Source organism: Rhodococcus sp. IEGM 1305, from assembly GCF_030058635.1.
Classification (GTDB): domain Bacteria; phylum Actinomycetota; class Actinomycetes; order Mycobacteriales; family Mycobacteriaceae; genus Rhodococcus_F; species Rhodococcus_F opacus_D.
In genome coordinates, this window is the sequence record NZ_JASHKX010000023.1 from 33,583 (window position 1) to 47,044 (window position 13,462).

17 protein-coding genes and 1 pseudogene are annotated in these 13,462 nt (G+C 68.5%); 10 read left to right on the top strand and 8 right to left on the bottom strand.

Features of this window, described 5'->3' with window-relative positions; translation table 11 throughout:
- Positions 1-34: 34 nt before the first annotated feature.
- Positions 35-1,021: a GlxA family transcriptional regulator gene (locus tag QM693_RS25710; protein WP_283353755.1), complete on the bottom strand. Its 987-nt coding sequence runs from the start codon at positions 1,019-1,021 to the stop codon at positions 35-37.
- Between the two features lie 99 nt (positions 1,022-1,120).
- Here QM693_RS25710 and QM693_RS25715 point away from each other — a divergent pair.
- Both QM693_RS25715 and QM693_RS25725 read left to right on the top strand, forming a co-directional pair.
- Positions 1,121-1,951, top strand: a pseudogene (locus QM693_RS25715) (NAD(P)H-dependent oxidoreductase).
- Positions 1,952-1,959: 8 nt separating this feature from the next.
- A complete protein-coding gene (locus QM693_RS25725) occupies positions 1,960-2,790 on the top strand; it encodes an SDR family oxidoreductase (RefSeq protein ID WP_283353758.1) in 831 nt (276 codons plus the stop codon).
- Here the strand turns inward: QM693_RS25725 and QM693_RS25730 are convergent.
- The gene (locus QM693_RS25730) at positions 2,762-3,559 is read right to left on the bottom strand and encodes a ParA family protein (protein WP_105413157.1); all 798 of its coding nucleotides are present in this window, start codon (positions 3,557-3,559) and stop codon (positions 2,762-2,764) included. The two genes, QM693_RS25725 and QM693_RS25730, sit on opposite strands and share 29 nt — an antisense overlap.
- A 69-nt stretch (positions 3,560-3,628) precedes the next feature.
- Between QM693_RS25730 and QM693_RS25735 the strand changes: the two genes are divergently transcribed.
- Together QM693_RS25735 and QM693_RS25740 are read left to right on the top strand one after the other, a co-directional pair.
- Complete coding sequence (locus QM693_RS25735; protein ID WP_283335223.1) at positions 3,629-4,243, top strand: acid phosphatase; 615 nt, start codon at positions 3,629-3,631, stop codon at positions 4,241-4,243.
- Entirely contained in the window at positions 4,240-4,719 is a 480-nt protein-coding gene (locus tag QM693_RS25740; protein WP_280781641.1) for a GNAT family N-acetyltransferase, read from the top strand. The genes QM693_RS25735 and QM693_RS25740 overlap by 4 nt, the downstream gene beginning before the upstream one ends.
- On the opposite strand, the gene QM693_RS25745 is transcribed toward QM693_RS25740, so the two are convergent.
- Complete coding sequence (locus tag QM693_RS25745) at positions 4,716-5,153, bottom strand: hypothetical protein (protein WP_005240102.1); 438 nt, start codon at positions 5,151-5,153, stop codon at positions 4,716-4,718. The genes QM693_RS25740 and QM693_RS25745 overlap by 4 nt on opposite strands.
- A gap of 76 nt (positions 5,154-5,229) precedes the next feature.
- Here QM693_RS25745 and QM693_RS25750 point away from each other — a divergent pair, with 76 nt between their 5' ends.
- Together QM693_RS25750 and QM693_RS25755 are read left to right on the top strand one after the other, a co-directional pair.
- On the top strand, positions 5,230-6,186 hold the full coding sequence (locus tag QM693_RS25750) for a diacylglycerol/lipid kinase family protein (RefSeq protein ID WP_105413159.1): 957 nt from the start codon (positions 5,230-5,232) through the stop codon (positions 6,184-6,186).
- 239 nt (positions 6,187-6,425) lie between these two features.
- Positions 6,426-6,680: a WhiB family transcriptional regulator gene (locus QM693_RS25755; protein ID WP_005240099.1), complete on the top strand. Its 255-nt coding sequence runs from the start codon at positions 6,426-6,428 to the stop codon at positions 6,678-6,680.
- A gap of 60 nt (positions 6,681-6,740) precedes the next feature.
- Here QM693_RS25755 and QM693_RS25760 read toward each other — a convergent pair whose 3' ends face one another.
- Together QM693_RS25760 and QM693_RS25765 are read right to left on the bottom strand one after the other, a co-directional pair.
- Positions 6,741-8,243 carry a sensor histidine kinase gene (locus QM693_RS25760; RefSeq protein ID WP_280781639.1) on the bottom strand — a complete coding sequence of 501 codons (1,503 nt, stop codon included), beginning with the start codon at positions 8,241-8,243 and terminating at the stop codon, positions 6,741-6,743.
- Positions 8,244-8,260: 17 nt separating this feature from the next.
- Positions 8,261-8,476 (bottom strand): biotin/lipoyl-binding carrier protein, encoded by a 216-nt coding sequence (locus QM693_RS25765; RefSeq protein ID WP_005240095.1) that lies wholly within the window; start codon positions 8,474-8,476, stop codon positions 8,261-8,263.
- A 94-nt stretch (positions 8,477-8,570) separates the two neighbouring features.
- On the opposite strand from QM693_RS25765, the gene QM693_RS37905 reads away from it, so the two are divergent.
- Positions 8,571-8,645, top strand: a complete 75-nt coding sequence (locus QM693_RS37905; protein WP_022597109.1) for a 50S ribosomal protein bL37 — start codon at positions 8,571-8,573, stop codon at positions 8,643-8,645.
- Positions 8,646-8,715: 70 nt separating this feature from the next.
- Here QM693_RS37905 and rsrA read toward each other — a convergent pair whose 3' ends face one another.
- Together rsrA and QM693_RS25775 are read right to left on the bottom strand one after the other, a co-directional pair.
- Positions 8,716-8,997, bottom strand: coding sequence for a mycothiol system anti-sigma-R factor (gene rsrA, locus QM693_RS25770; protein ID WP_005240092.1), 282 nt, complete (start codon positions 8,995-8,997; stop codon positions 8,716-8,718).
- On the bottom strand, positions 8,994-9,731 hold the full coding sequence (locus QM693_RS25775) for a sigma-70 family RNA polymerase sigma factor (protein WP_280781772.1): 738 nt from the start codon (positions 9,729-9,731) through the stop codon (positions 8,994-8,996). The genes rsrA and QM693_RS25775 overlap by 4 nt, the downstream gene beginning before the upstream one ends.
- 98 nt (positions 9,732-9,829) lie before the next feature.
- On the opposite strand from QM693_RS25775, the gene ybaK reads away from it, so the two are divergent.
- Positions 9,830-10,324, top strand: a complete 495-nt coding sequence (gene ybaK / locus QM693_RS25780) for a Cys-tRNA(Pro) deacylase (protein WP_280781638.1) — start codon at positions 9,830-9,832, stop codon at positions 10,322-10,324.
- Here the strand turns inward: ybaK and QM693_RS25785 are convergent.
- Positions 10,311-11,069, bottom strand: a complete 759-nt coding sequence (locus QM693_RS25785) for an SOS response-associated peptidase (RefSeq protein ID WP_283353776.1) — start codon at positions 11,067-11,069, stop codon at positions 10,311-10,313. The genes ybaK and QM693_RS25785 overlap by 14 nt on opposite strands.
- Positions 11,070-11,147: 78 nt before the next feature.
- Here QM693_RS25785 and aroA point away from each other — a divergent pair, with 78 nt between their 5' ends.
- Both aroA and rsgA read left to right on the top strand, forming a co-directional pair.
- The gene (aroA, locus tag QM693_RS25790) at positions 11,148-12,464 is read left to right on the top strand and encodes a 3-phosphoshikimate 1-carboxyvinyltransferase (protein ID WP_283353759.1); all 1,317 of its coding nucleotides are present in this window, start codon (positions 11,148-11,150) and stop codon (positions 12,462-12,464) included.
- Positions 12,410-13,450: a ribosome small subunit-dependent GTPase A gene (rsgA, locus tag QM693_RS25795; protein ID WP_280781635.1), complete on the top strand. Its 1,041-nt coding sequence runs from the start codon at positions 12,410-12,412 to the stop codon at positions 13,448-13,450. Before aroA ends, rsgA begins: the two co-directional genes overlap by 55 nt.
- Positions 13,451-13,462 lie beyond the last annotated feature (12 nt).

The window sequence follows — 13,462 nt, forward strand, 5'->3', positions numbered from 1 at the left end:
GCACTCCCCCGCACTTGGACGAATGAGCATGCCGTCAACGGAAAGTGGCGCGGTACGCGGACGGTGAGACGCCGACCGTGCGCGAGAGGTGTTGTCGCAGCGACGTCGCGGTGCCGAATCCCGCGGCCGCCGCCACGTCGTCCACCGGCAGGTCGGTGTTCTCGAGCAGTTCGCGGGCGCGGATGATCCGCTGTTCGAGAACCCACTGCGTCGGCGACATCCCCGTCTCGGCCCGGAATCGCCGGGTGAACGTGCGCACGCTCATCGACTCCCACGCGGCCAGCTCCCGCAGCGACAGCGGTTGATCGAGATGCGACAGCGCCCGCGCCCGCGCTCGCGCCGTGGACGCACCGTCGGCGTCCGGGACGGGCTCGGTGATGAACTGCGCCTGACCACCGCTGCGATGAGGCGGCACGACCGTTCCCCGCGCCACCTCGTTGGCCACCGACACACCGTGGTCGAGACGAATCATGTACAGGCACAGATCGATTCCGGACGCGACGCCGGCGGCGGTGAGCACGCCGCCGTCGTGCGTGTAGAGCACGCCGGGGTCCAGGTGCACGTCCGGGTAACGCCGCCGGAACGCGTCCGCCGACTTCCAGTGCGTCGTGGCACGCCGGTTCTCGAGAAGCCCTGCCGCGGCGAGGACGAACGAGCCCGTGCAGATCGATGCCACCCGCGTGCCCGGGCGAATGTGCGCGAGGGCGTCCGCGAGGTGGCGGGGCAGGCGCCCGTCCTCCGGCGGGTCGTAGTCCTGATCGGACGCCGGGATCACGACGGTGTCGGCCGTGCCGAGAAGTGCCGGGCCGTGCTCGACGGTGATCGTCACGTCGGTGTCGGTACGGACGGCGCCGGGTGTGAGGGTGCACGTGAGGACCTCGTACAGCGGTTCGCCCTCCCGCGATCGCGCCTCACCGAACAATCGGTGGACGATTCCGAACTCGATCGGGAGCAGACCGTCGCGCACGAACACGACCACGCGATGGCGACGCACGGTCCGCTTACCTCTCGAATCGGACATGGCCCGATTATTTCACATATCGTCCCACCGGCCACTGTCGCGGCCACCGCCGCGCGTCCATGATCGGAGAGGTCAGGACGACCGAGCGGAAGGCGAACCATGAAGATCCTGTGGGTATCGGCACATCCCGAACCGAAGTCCCTGAACGCGGCACTCCGCAGCGACGCCCTCTCGGCACTGCGCGGCGCCGACCACGACATCCGGACCTCGGACCTGTACGCGATGCGATGGAACCCGGTGGTGACGGCAGACGATTTCGGACACGACCCCCACCACCGCCTCCTCGTCGGCGCGCGGTCGGGTCAGGCCCTGACCGAGGGCACCCTGGCCCCCGACATCCGCGCCGAGCAGCGCAAACTCGCGTGGGCCGACGCGGTGATCGTGCAGTTCCCGCTGTGGTGGTACGGCATGCCCGCGATCCTCAAGGGCTGGTTCGACCGGGTCTTCGTCGAGGGGTACGGCTACGGACTGCGCCGCGAGGACGGCTCCACCCGGCGGTACGGCGACGGAACCCTGGCCGGCAAGCGGGCGATGACGGTCGTCAGTTTCGGCGGCAGCGCCGACAGCGCGGGCGCACGTGGGATCAACGGCCAGATGGACGAACTCCTGTTCCCGATCCACCACGGAATCTTCTGGTACACCGGGATGTCCGTACTGCCCCCGGTCCTGATCGACAGCGCGGACCGGTTGCCCGCCGAGCACTAACCGGGTGTCGCGGCCCGGTTGATCGATCGCCTGTCCGGCCTGTTCACCGACGCGCCGTTGCCTTTCCGCTCCCAGAACGGCGGCGACTACGACGCCCGGTTCGTGCTGCACGAGGACCGGGCGCCCGGCGTCACGGGACTGCGCGCCCACTACGCCGACGCGGAGTCCGGAACGCGTGAATCGGAGTCCGAAGTCCGCACCGCCGCGATCTGTAACGTGTTCTAATTCACGGCATGGCAACCTACGTGATCACCGGCGCCGCCTCGGGCATCGGGGCGGCGAGCCGCCGCACGCTCGAGTCCGGCGGTCATACCGTCATCGGAGTCGACCTCGCACACACCGACGTGACCGCCGACCTGTCGACCCCCGGCGGACGAACCGCGGCGGCCGACGCCGTGTCCGAGGCAAGCGGCGGAGTCGTGGACGGTCTCGTCTGTTGCGCCGGACTCGGCTCGCTGTCGCACGTCCCGGGCGGCAGGCTCGTCGCGGTCAACTACTTCGGGGCCGTGGAACTCGTGACGGCCCTGAAGCCCGCCCTCGAGCGCGCGGGCGGCGCCTCGGTGGTGGTGATCTCGTCGAGCAGCACCACCACGCAGCCAGGGATTCCCGAGAATCTGGTGACCGCGTGCCTCGACGGCGACGAGGCGGAGGCGGTGCGCATCGGCGACCAGGTGACCGCCATCCCGGCATACCCCGCGTCCAAGCTCGCACTGGCCTGGTGGATTCGGCGCGAAGCGGTACGGCCCGAGTGGATCGGCAACGGCATACGACTCAACGCGATCGCGCCGGGCATGATCGACACACCGATGACCAGCGGGGACGACCTCGACCCCGAACTGGCGAAGGCGCTGGACTTCTATCCGGTCCCGCTGGGCAGACGCGGACGCCCGGACGAGATCGCCGCGCTCGTCGAGTTCCTGCTCGGACCGGGTTCGACACTGTTCTGCGGCAGCGTCGTCTTCGCCGACGGGGGCACGGACGCCCAGTTACGCCAACAGGATTGGCCCGCCGCGTGGAATCCGACGCCGGAAGAACTTACTCGGCACTTCCAGGCGAAAACGTAGCCAGCTCGGATCCCGCCCAGTGCTTGGCGAGGTTCTCGGCCAGGTCCCGGTACGCCTGGGCACCCTTGTTCTTGCGCCCCGCCAGCACCGTGGCACCCGACGCCGTCGCCTCCGCGAATCGCACCGTCCGCGGGATCGGCGGCGCGAGGACCGGCAGGTTGTAGCGGTCGGACACGTCGGAGAGCACGTCCCGGCTGTGCGTCGTGCGGGCGTCGTACAGCGTCGGCAGCGCTCCGAGCAGCACCAGGTCGGGGTTGGTGATCTGCTGCACCTCGGTGACCGTCCGCAGCAACTGCCCCACACCGCGGTGGGCGAGCGTCTCGCACTGCAACGGCACCAGTACCGACTGCGCCGCCGTGAGCCCGTTGAGCGTGAGCACACCGAGCGACGGCGGGCAGTCGAGGATGATCGTGTCGTAGTCGTCCAGCAACGGCGCCAGAGCGCGCTTGAGGGCGAACTCACGACCGGGACGCATGAGCAGCAACGCTTCCGCGCCCGCGAGGTCGATCGTCGCGGGCAGAAGGGCGACACCGTCCTCGGTGTCGATCACGGCCTCCTGCGCCGCCAGATCACCCGTCAGCACCTCGTGGACGGAGGCGTCCAGGCGGTCCGGGTTGTGCCCGAGGGAGAACGTCAGACATCCCTGCGGGTCGAGATCCACCACCAGGACCTTCTGGCCCAGCCCGACGAGGGCTGCGCCGAGAGAAGCGACCGTGGTGGTCTTCGCGACCCCACCCTTCTGATTTGCCACTGCTAGAACCGTTGTCACGGCTCGATCCTTACCTACTTCGTCCCCGGAGGCGAGCCATACACGCAGATTGACTGACATGATGGATGGATGCCACCCAGTGATTCGCCGCGCGGCCGTCGGATCGTCCTCCTCCGACACGGCGAAACGGAATGGGCCCGTTGGGGTAAACACACCGGTCGGACCGACGTCCACCTCACCGAACTGGGTGAAGCCCAGGCGCGGCGGGTGGGTCCGGCGATGGACGCCCTCGAACTGCGCGACCCCCTCGTCATCGTCAGCCCGCGGCAACGCGCCCGGGAGACGGCGGAGCTGGCGGGATTGAAGATCCAGCGCACCTGGGACGCGCTCGCCGAATGGGATTACGGGATCTACGAGGGCATGACGACCCCCGAGATCAGGCAGCAGGTGCCGGACTGGACCGTGTGGACGCACCCGTGCCCTCGCGGCGAACAGGCCGAGCAGGTGCACACCCGGTGCGACCTCGTGCTGTCTGTCGCTCATTCGCAACTCGTCGACCGTGACGTGATCCTCGTCGGGCACGGTCACTTCTCGCGCGGGCTCATCGCCCGCTGGGCGGAGCTTCCCATCAGTGAGGGACGACGGTTCGCGATGTCGCCGGGCGCGTACTCCGTCCTCGGCTTCGAGCACGGGGCGCAACAGGTGGTCAGCCACAACGTGACAAGCGAGGAAGGTGCCCGATGATCCGACGCGCAGTACCTGAGGACGTCTCCGCGATCACCGCCATGATCTACGAACTCGCCGAACACCAGCGGGCCCGTGACGAGTGCACCGTCACCGCCGACCAGATCGACGACGCCCTGTTCGGTCCGCAGCCGTCGACCTTCGCCCACGTCGCGACGAACGACGACGACCGGGTCGTCGGGATCGCGGTGTGGTTCCGGAACTTCTCCACCTGGGACGGAACGCACGGCATCTACCTCGAGGACCTGTTCGTCAGCCCGTCGGAGCGCGGTTCCGGGCACGGCAAGGCCCTGCTCGCCACACTCGCGAAGGAGTGCGTCGACAACGGCTACACGCGACTGTCGTGGTCGGTGGTCAACTGGAACAAGCCGTCGATCGCGTTCTACGAGTCGCTGGACGCGCACCCGCAGGACGAATGGACCACGTACCGGCTGACCGGGGATCCGCTCGGCCGCCTCGCGTCCGAGGTGAGTTAGCGGTCCGATGGGTTGTCGGCGTCGGCCTCCTGGCCGTACTCGGCAGCCATCCACTTCGACGTGGGACTGCTGAACAGGCACCCGAGGGCCGCCACCACGACGACGCCGAGCAGAACACCGAAGAACGGCTGGTGCGAATCGGTGAGCAGCGACCACGCCACCGGGAGCAGGAGCAGTTGGGCGACGATCGCGATCGCCCGCCCCCAGCGCCGGCCGAAGATCAGGGCGAGCCCGGCGGCGAGCACGGCGCCACCGAGAATCGCGAACCAGGCCGCGGTGCCGTATCCGCTGCTGACGCTCTGGTCGTGCCCGAGCAGTCCCCGGATGACCAGCACCACGGCGACACCGACCGCCACCGCGCCCTCGAGCGACACCAGGGCGCCCGCCGCGCGGACCGTGGTGGGCGTGGACTTGCTGAGAGACGGCTTCGGCACGTCGGCCAGCCTAGAACACCCCGTCGCCGGCGGCCTCGGATGGTGACACGTCCCGCCCCCGCTAGGCTTGGGCCCCGTGCGCGCGCTGCTGATCGTCAACCCCAATGCCACATCGACGACTCCGGCCGGGCGTGATCTCCTCGCCCACGCGCTGTCGAGCCGGGTGCGGTTGACGGTCGCGCACACGACACACCGCGGTCACGCCGCCGAACTTGCGCAGCAGGCCTGTGTGGACGGGATGGGCCTGATCATCGTCCACGGCGGAGACGGCACCGTGAACGAGGTGGTCAACGGACTGCTCGGCACCCCGGTACCGAAGTCGATGAGCGCGGTGACGGTGGGGCCGATTCCCCCGATCGCCGTCGTCCCCGGTGGGTCGGCGAACGTGTTCGCCCGCTCGCTCGGCATCGCGCCCGACCCGGTGGACGCCACCAACCAGCTCATCGATCTCCTCGCCCGCAGGCAGCGGCGCCGGATCGGGCTCGCGCACTGCGACAACCGCTGGTTCACGTTCAACGCCGGTCTCGGCTGGGACGCCCAGGTGTGTGAGGCGGTCGACATGCACCGCAAGAACGGGCGGCCGGCCACACCGGCGCAGTATGTCCGCGCGGCGGTGCGGGTGTTCTTCCGGTCGAAATACGCGGAGCCGACGCTCACCGTCGAGGTTCCCGATCACGATCCGGTCGAGGGCGTTCACTACGCATTCGTGTCGAACGCGAGTCCCTGGACGTATCTGAACAAGCGGGAAGTGCACACGAATCCCGACACCACCTACGACACCGGCCTCGGCGTCTTCGCGATGCGGTCCACCGCGATCCTCACCACGCTGCGGGTGGCCCGCCAGCTGCTGACCCCCGGAACCCGTCCGAAGGCGAAGAAGCTGGTCCGGGTCGACGACGTGCCGTCCGTGCGGATCTCCGCGTCGGAACCCATCGGACTGCAGATGGACGGCGACTACATCGGACTGCGCAAAGTCGTCGAGTTCGTGTCGGTGCCCGAGGCGCTGGATGTGGTCGCGCCGGCGCGACCCTGAGCAATTCTCGAGAATCGCCGTTTTCACCTAGCGGGAAGTGCCTGCACCGGGTACAAAGGACGGCGCACCTCGAAGGGCAGCCTAAGTACGTGAGCTCCCCCACGGTGCGGCGGTTTTCTATTGACATCCCGCCAGTTCGTGAAAGCATTCACAAGCAACAGTGCGGAAACATTCTCTACGCACACATGAACTCATGAAGACGAAACGGTGCATTTAGCACCCAGTTAAGGAGCAGAAGGATGGACTGGCGCCACAAGGCAATCTGTCGCGACGAAGACCCCGAGTTGTTCTTCCCTGTGGGCAACAGCGGTCCGGCTCTCGCGCAGATTGCTGATGCCAAGGTTGTCTGCAACCGCTGCCCGGTGACCGCCGAATGCCTCTCGTGGGCACTCGAGTCGGGCCAGGACGCCGGTGTGTGGGGCGGCATGAGCGAAGACGAGCGACGCGCACTCAAGCGCCGCAACGCTCGGACGCGTGCCCGCACCACCGTCTGATACATCAGAAGGAGACGGGCCCGGCACCACATGGTGCCGGGCCTTTTGCTTGCCCCCCGATCAGTACCGCGGCCCACGACGGCCCAGCGGTACGCGTAACACGGCATCCGTTCCACCCTCCGGCCCGGGATGCAGCCCGAGGGAGCCGTTCAGCTCGGCGGCCACCAGAGTCCGGACGATCTGCAGACCGAGACGGTCGGACCGCTCGAGGCTGAAACCGGGCGGCAATCCCCTGCCGTCGTCGTGGATCACGACGTCCAGCCACCGCGCAGAACGCTCGGCCCTCATGGTGACCGTGCCCGGAGCGCCGGGTTCGAAGGCGTGCTCGATCGCGTTCTGCACGAGTTCGGTCAGCACCATCACCAGCGGCGTGGCCCGCTCCGCGGAGAACACCCCGAAGCTGCCCTCCCGGCGGACCTTGATCGGCGTACTCACCGTCGCCACGTCGGACAGGATCGGCACCAGACGGTCGACGACCTCGTCGAGGTTCACTTCCTCGTCCACCGACATCGACAACGTGTCGTGCACGAGGGCTATCGACGTGACGCGGCGCACCGATTCGCTCAGCGCCTGCCGGGCTTCCTCGTTGTTGGTGCGGCGGGCCTGCAGTCGCAGGAGCGCCGCCACGGTCTGCAGATTGTTCTTCACCCGGTGATGGATCTCGCGGATCGTCGCGTCCTTGCTGAGCAGCGCGCGATCCCGCCTCTTCACCTCGGTGACGTCCCGCACGACGACGGCGGCGCCGACGCGCTTCCCGCCGGGTTTGAGGACCAGCGCCCGGAGCAGGACGGTCGCTCCCCTGGCCTCGATCTCCATGCGGCGGCCCGGCTTGTCGGCGATGGTGTCGCGGATGTACCCGGCGACCTCCTGCGACTCGAACGGATCCGTCACGAGCGACCGCGTGGTGGCGGCCAGGTTCTGGCCGATCAGGTCCGAGCTGAGACCCATCCGGTGATAGGCCGACAGCGCATTGGGACTCGCGTAGACCACGCTGCCGTCGGTGTCGAGGCGGATGAAGCCGTCGCCGGCGCGGGGACTCGAGTTGGTGTCCGACCGGGCCTCCCGGATCGGGAAGGTTCCGTCGCTGATCATCTGGCACAGATCATCGGCGCAGTCGAGATACGCGACCTCGAGCGGGCTCTGCGCCCGCTGGTGCGACAGGTTGGTGTCCCGGCTCAGGACCGCGATCACTTCGCCGTTCCACCGCACCGGGACCGCTTCCCCGCGCGGCGGCAGACCGGCGTGCCCGCCGCCGTCCTCGGGGCGCACGACGCGGCCCTCGAGCAGCGCCTGCAGCACCTGCGGGTGTTCCGACTCCGACACGACCGTCCCGACGACATCCTCCGGGAAGGCGGTCGACGCGGTGGTGGGCCTGCAGTGCGCGACGCAGATCACGGTGCCGGTCGAGTTGGTGGCCGCGGAATCCGTTCCGACCCAGAGCAGAACGTCCGCGAAGGAGAGGTCGGCGAGCAACTGCCACTCACCGACGACTCGCTGGAGGTGATCGACGGCCTCGCCGGGCAGGTCGGTGTGTTCGGCGAGCAGGTCACTCAGTGTGGACATCGTCGGTGGGTGTCAGCTCAGGAGATCACTGCGATCAGGTCGCCCTGCTGGATCACGTCGCCGACCTTGACGTCCACGGAGGTGACCGTGCCGGGCTCTTCGGCGATGACGGGGATCTCCATCTTCATCGACTCGAGGATGACGAGGGTGTCGCCCTCCTTCACCTCGTCACCCGCGCTCACCACAACCTGATACACCGTCGAAACCATTTCGGCGCGCACGTCTTCTGCCATTGTGATCCTTCACTCCCGGGTGTCGAGAAAGCCCTGTTGCAAGGACACCCAACCACACGTGGAAGACTGTGGTGAAAAGAAGGGAGATCTACTCATGGGTAAGCGTGGTCGTAAGAAGCGCAGTCGCAAGGGCAACGCCGCAAACCACGGCAAGCGTCCCAACGCCTGACGCGCCGTAGAACGCACCAGGGGCCGGAAAGCAGCGATGCTTTCCGGCCCCTGATTGCTGTTCTGACGAGTTATGCGTCGGGTTCGGTATTCGTAATGAGGATCGTCCGCCGCAACTCGATGGAGAGCCTCTGACGGAGGCTTTCCGGTGCGTGCTCCCCGCCGCACTTGCGGTTCACGAGGGACTTCACCTTCTCCTCGATGCCGTACGCCTCGAGGCACGACCCACACTCGTCGAGGTGCCTCTGCAGCCGCGCCCGCGACGCCTCATCGCATTCACGGTCCAGCATCAGCCAGACGTCCGCGATGACGGCGGAGCAGTCGAGCTGCTCGAATTCGTCCTGCTCGCTCACCGAGAAACCTCCTGCTCCGCGCTCACTGCACTGTCGCCGGGCACGTCGTCGGTGCCCCCACGGTTGAATCCACGTTCGCGTGCGACGTCGGCGAGCAGACCTCGGAGCTGCTTGCGCCCACGGTGCAGTCGCGACATCACGGTCCCGATCGGGGTGCCCATGATCTCGGCGATCTCCTTGTAGGGGAACCCCTCGACGTCGGCGTAGTAGACGGCCATCCGGAACTCCTCCGGCAGGGCCTGGAGTGCTTCCTTGATGTCGTCGTCGGGCAACGCGTCCAAAGCCTCGACCTCGGCGGACCGCAGACCGGTCGACGAATGTTCCGCCGTCGCCGCCAGCTGCCAGTCGGTGATCTCGTCGGTGGGGTACTGCGCGGGCTGGCGCTGCTTCTTGCGGTACGAGTTGATGTACGTGTTCGTGAGAATCCGGTACAGCCACGCCTTGAGGTTGGTGCCCTCGCGGAACGAACGGAACGCCGTGTAGGCCTTCACGTACGTCTCCTGCACGAGGTCCTCGGCGTCCGCCGGGTTTCTGGTCATCCTCAGAGCAGCGCCGTACAGCTGATCCAGAAGTGGGAGCGCGTCCCTTTCGAAACGCGCGATCAACTCGTCCTGTGGCTCGGCCTGGTCTGCCGTCGGACGGTCATGTTCCTGCACGCTGATCCCTTCGGTCGCCGTGGGCGTCAACGTTACCGCCAACTGCAGACGCGACGTGGGCTCCATCACCGAGGACATCACGATACGGACCACTCCCTTCGATGCACTGTTGTTCTGCAGGTACCAACACGCCTCCCGTCCGGTGTGTTCCCGACCGCGTGGCAGAGTGTCTGTCCATGGCCGGAACTGCCACTCCCGCGACGAAGCTGCTCGTGAAACACCGCGTCGACCACGCCGTGCACAGCTACGCGCACGATGCGCGGGCGGAGTCGTACGGTTCGGAGGCCGTCGACGCCCTGGGCGACACGGTCGGCGTCACCGCCCATCAGGTGTTCAAGACGCTGGTGATCAAACTCGACACCGGCAAGCTGGCTGTGGCGGTCGTGCCGGTGCCGGAGAAATTGTCGCTGAAGGCGGCGGCCGCGGCGCTGGGCGCGGGCAAGGCCGTGATGGCGGACCGTACCGAGGCGGAGCGCTCCACCGGGTACGTCTTCGGGGGCATCTCACCGCTCGGACAGCGCAAGGCACTCCCGACGGTCGTCGACGCGTCGGCGCTCGACTGGGACCGGGTGCTGTGCAGCGCCGGCAGGCGCGGACTCGAGATCGAACTCGCGCCCGCCGACCTGGTGCGGCTCAGCGGAGCCGTCACCGCTGCGGTCACAGCAGGCTGATCTGCTCCCCCACCTGCGCCTCGTCACGACCGGTTGCATCGGGGTCGAGGAGTTCCGGTCCGTTGTTCTTCACGCTGTTGACCAGCGTGGACACCCGCCGGACGGTGATGTCGGCGATGGCGTCGGGTGACACCTCGAGCAGATCCGTCGACGCGGGATGCTCGGGATCGAGCCACGCGGACCAGCGCTCGCGGGGCATCACCAGCGGCATCCGGTCGTGCACGTTCTCGAGCTGGGCGGCTGAGTCGACCGTGATGATGCTGCAGCTCAGGACAGGGGGCGACTCCGCGACCGCGGGATCGTGCCAGACCGACCACAGTCCGGCCATGTACAGGCGGGAGCCGTCCTCCGGCGACATGTAGTACGGGATCTTCTTCGCCTTACCCGACTTCTTCCCGGCGGCCGCCGCATCGACCTCGGTCTGCCACTCGTACCAGCCGTCCATCGGAACGAGGCAGCGCTTGTATGCGAACGCGTTCCGGAAGGCCGGTTTGTTGTCGACCGAATCCGCTCGCGCGTTGAACAGCACCGGCCCCTTGCCGAGCTCCTTCGTCCACGACGGCACGAGCCCCCACCGCATCCGCCGGATCCGCCGGGCGTCGTGGCGATCGACCACTGTCAGGACCTGCGTGGTGGGCGCCACGTTGAAGTCGGGCGGACTCTCCTCCTCGCCCGCCTCGTTGATCGCATCGAGGTCGGCCGCGAGTGTCGCGGGATTCGCAGTGGTCGCATACCTGCCGCACATGGCCACCAGAGTGGCACGAACCACCGACACCCGCGACACGCCGCCCACCCCGCCCGGCGACCCGCCCGATAGGCGAAGATGGAGACCGTGAGCCTGAGCCTGTGGAACGCCCCCCGTGCCGAAGCGCCCGTCGTCGCGACGGTCGCCCTTCCCGGATCGAAGTCGATCACCAATCGCGCGCTGATCCTCGCCGCACTCGCAAACGGTCCGTCCACCCTCACCGGGGCACTGCGCAGCCGGGACACCGACCTCATGATCGATGCCCTCCGCACGCTCGGCATCAGCATCGAGACGGTCGATGCCGACACGACGCTGCGGGTCACCCCCGCACAGCTCCAGGGTGGTGCGGTCGACTGCGGCCTGGCCGGGACCGTCATGCGGTTCCTTCCTCCGGTCGCGGCGCTCGCGAGCGGAACGGTTCACTTCGACGGGGACGAGCAGGCGCGGACCCGGCCCCTCGACACGATCCTCGACGCGCTGCGCGGTCTCGGCGCGGACATCGACGGCGACTCCCTCCCGTTCACGGTCCGCGGTGCGGGCTCGCTGCGCGGTGGGCGGGTCACCATCGACGCGTCCGGCTCGTCACAGTTCGTCTCCGGGCTGCTGCTGTCGGCGGCCGCGTTCGACGAGGGCGTCACCGTGCATCACGACGGCAAGACGGTCCCGTCCATGCCGCACATCGACATGACGGTCGAGATGCTGCGCGAGTCGGGCGTCGAGGTCACGACCCCGGCGACGGGCGGGGAGGCCGACACGTGGCGGGTGAGCCCCGGCGTCGTCCGGGCCGTCGACCGGGCGATCGAACCCGACCTGTCCAATGCCACCGCCTTCCTGGCCGCCGCCGCCGTCACCGGCGGCGAGGTGACCGTTCCCCTGTGGCCGAGCAGGACGACGCAACCCGGAGACGCGATCCGCGAGATCCTCCTGGCGATGGGCGCGGACGTCCGGCTGGACGGCGCGGACCTCACCGTCCGCGGTCCGCAGCAGCTGACCGGCATCGACATCGACCTGCACGACGTGGGCGAACTCACCCCGACCGTCGCGGCGCTCGCCGCACTCGCGGACGGGCCGTCGCACCTGCGGGGCATCGCGCACCTGCGCGGCCACGAGACCGACCGGCTGGCCGCACTCGCACACGAGATCAACTCGCTGGGCGGAAACGTCACCGAGACCGAGGACGGCCTCACGATCGTCCCGGCAGCCCTGCACGGTGGAACGTGGCGCTCCTACGCCGACCATCGGATGGCGACCGCGGGCGCCATCGTCGGACTGCGGGTCGACGGCATCGAGGTCGAGGACGTCGGCACCACCGCCAAGACCCTGCCCGGATTCGAGAACCTGTGGGCCACAATGCTGTCCGCAGCCGCGGGCACCGAGCGGAAGGCGAGCTTCTGAGTCGCAGGCAGTACGACGAGTCCGACGTCCGGGTGCGCCCGGGCCGAGGAACGCGCCCGCGCACGAAGACCCGGCCGGAACACCTCGCCGCGGAGTCGGCGATGGTCGTCTCGGTCGACCGCGGCCGGTGGGGTTGCGTGCTGGGCGGCGACCCCGAGCGTCCCCTCGTCACCATGCGCGCCCGGGAACTGGGTCGCACGCCCATCGTGGTGGGCGACGAGGTGAGCGTCGTCGGTGACCTGTCCGGCAAGCCCGACACCCTGGCGCGGATCGTGCGGGTCGCCGAACGCTCCACGGTGCTGCGACGCACCGCCGACGACACCGATCCGTACGAGCGGATCGTCGTGGCCAACGCCCAGCAGCTGCTGATCGTCGTGGCGCTCGCAGACCCGCCGCCACGGACGGGATTCGTCGAACGTGCCCTCGTCGCCGCGTACGCGGGCGGGCTGAGTCCCATCGTGTGCCTGACGAAGAGCGATCTCGAGCCGCCCGAGGAGTTCGCGAGCGCGTTCGCCGACCTCGACGTTCCCGTCGTGGTGGCCGGTCGCGACGATCCGGTCGACGAGGTGCTGTCGATGCTGTCGGGCCGGCTCACCGCGCTGATCGGCCATTCGGGGGTCGGGAAGTCGACTCTCGTCAACCGCCTCGTGCCCGACGCCGATCGGGCCGTGGGCGTGGTCTCGGGCGTCGGCAAGGGCAGGCACACGTCCACGCAATCGGTCGCACTGCCGCTTCCGACGGGCGGCTGGGCGATCGACACTCCCGGCATCCGGTCGTTCGGACTGGCCCACATCTCCCCGGAGAACGTGGTGGCCGCGTTTTCCGATCTGGCCGCGGCCATCGAGGACTGCCCGAGAGGGTGTACCCACCTCGGCCCGCCCGCGGACCCGGAATGCGCGCTCGACCAGCTGGAGGGCAAGGCCGCCAAACGCGTCGACGCGGTCCGTCACCTCCTCACGGCCATCGCGTCCAACGAAGCCTGGTGAGGGACGAACCGC

Bases quoted from the DNA above. Each gene is read 5' to 3' on its own strand.
- ybaK (WP_280781638.1), top strand. From the start codon at position 9,830: ATGGCCGGAACTGCCACTCCCGCGACGAAGCTGCTCGTGAAACACCGC.
- QM693_RS25725 (WP_283353758.1), top strand. From the start codon at position 1,960: ATGGCAACCTACGTGATCACCGGCGCCGCCTCGGGCATCGGGGCGGCG.
- QM693_RS25760 (WP_280781639.1), bottom strand. From the start codon at position 8,243: ATGTCCACACTGAGTGACCTGCTCGCCGAACACACCGACCTGCCCGGC.
- QM693_RS25740 (WP_280781641.1), top strand. From the start codon at position 4,240: ATGATCCGACGCGCAGTACCTGAGGACGTCTCCGCGATCACCGCCATG.
- QM693_RS25755 (WP_005240099.1), top strand. From the start codon at position 6,426: ATGGACTGGCGCCACAAGGCAATCTGTCGCGACGAAGACCCCGAGTTG.
- aroA (WP_283353759.1), top strand. From the start codon at position 11,148: ATGGAGACCGTGAGCCTGAGCCTGTGGAACGCCCCCCGTGCCGAAGCG.
- QM693_RS25775 (WP_280781772.1), bottom strand. From the start codon at position 9,731: ATGTCCTCGGTGATGGAGCCCACGTCGCGTCTGCAGTTGGCGGTAACG.
- QM693_RS25785 (WP_283353776.1), bottom strand. From the start codon at position 11,069: ATGTGCGGCAGGTATGCGACCACTGCGAATCCCGCGACACTCGCGGCC.
- QM693_RS25710 (WP_283353755.1), bottom strand. From the start codon at position 1,021: ATGTCCGATTCGAGAGGTAAGCGGACCGTGCGTCGCCATCGCGTGGTC.
- QM693_RS25765 (WP_005240095.1), bottom strand. From the start codon at position 8,476: ATGGCAGAAGACGTGCGCGCCGAAATGGTTTCGACGGTGTATCAGGTT.
- QM693_RS25735 (WP_283335223.1), top strand. From the start codon at position 3,629: ATGCCACCCAGTGATTCGCCGCGCGGCCGTCGGATCGTCCTCCTCCGA.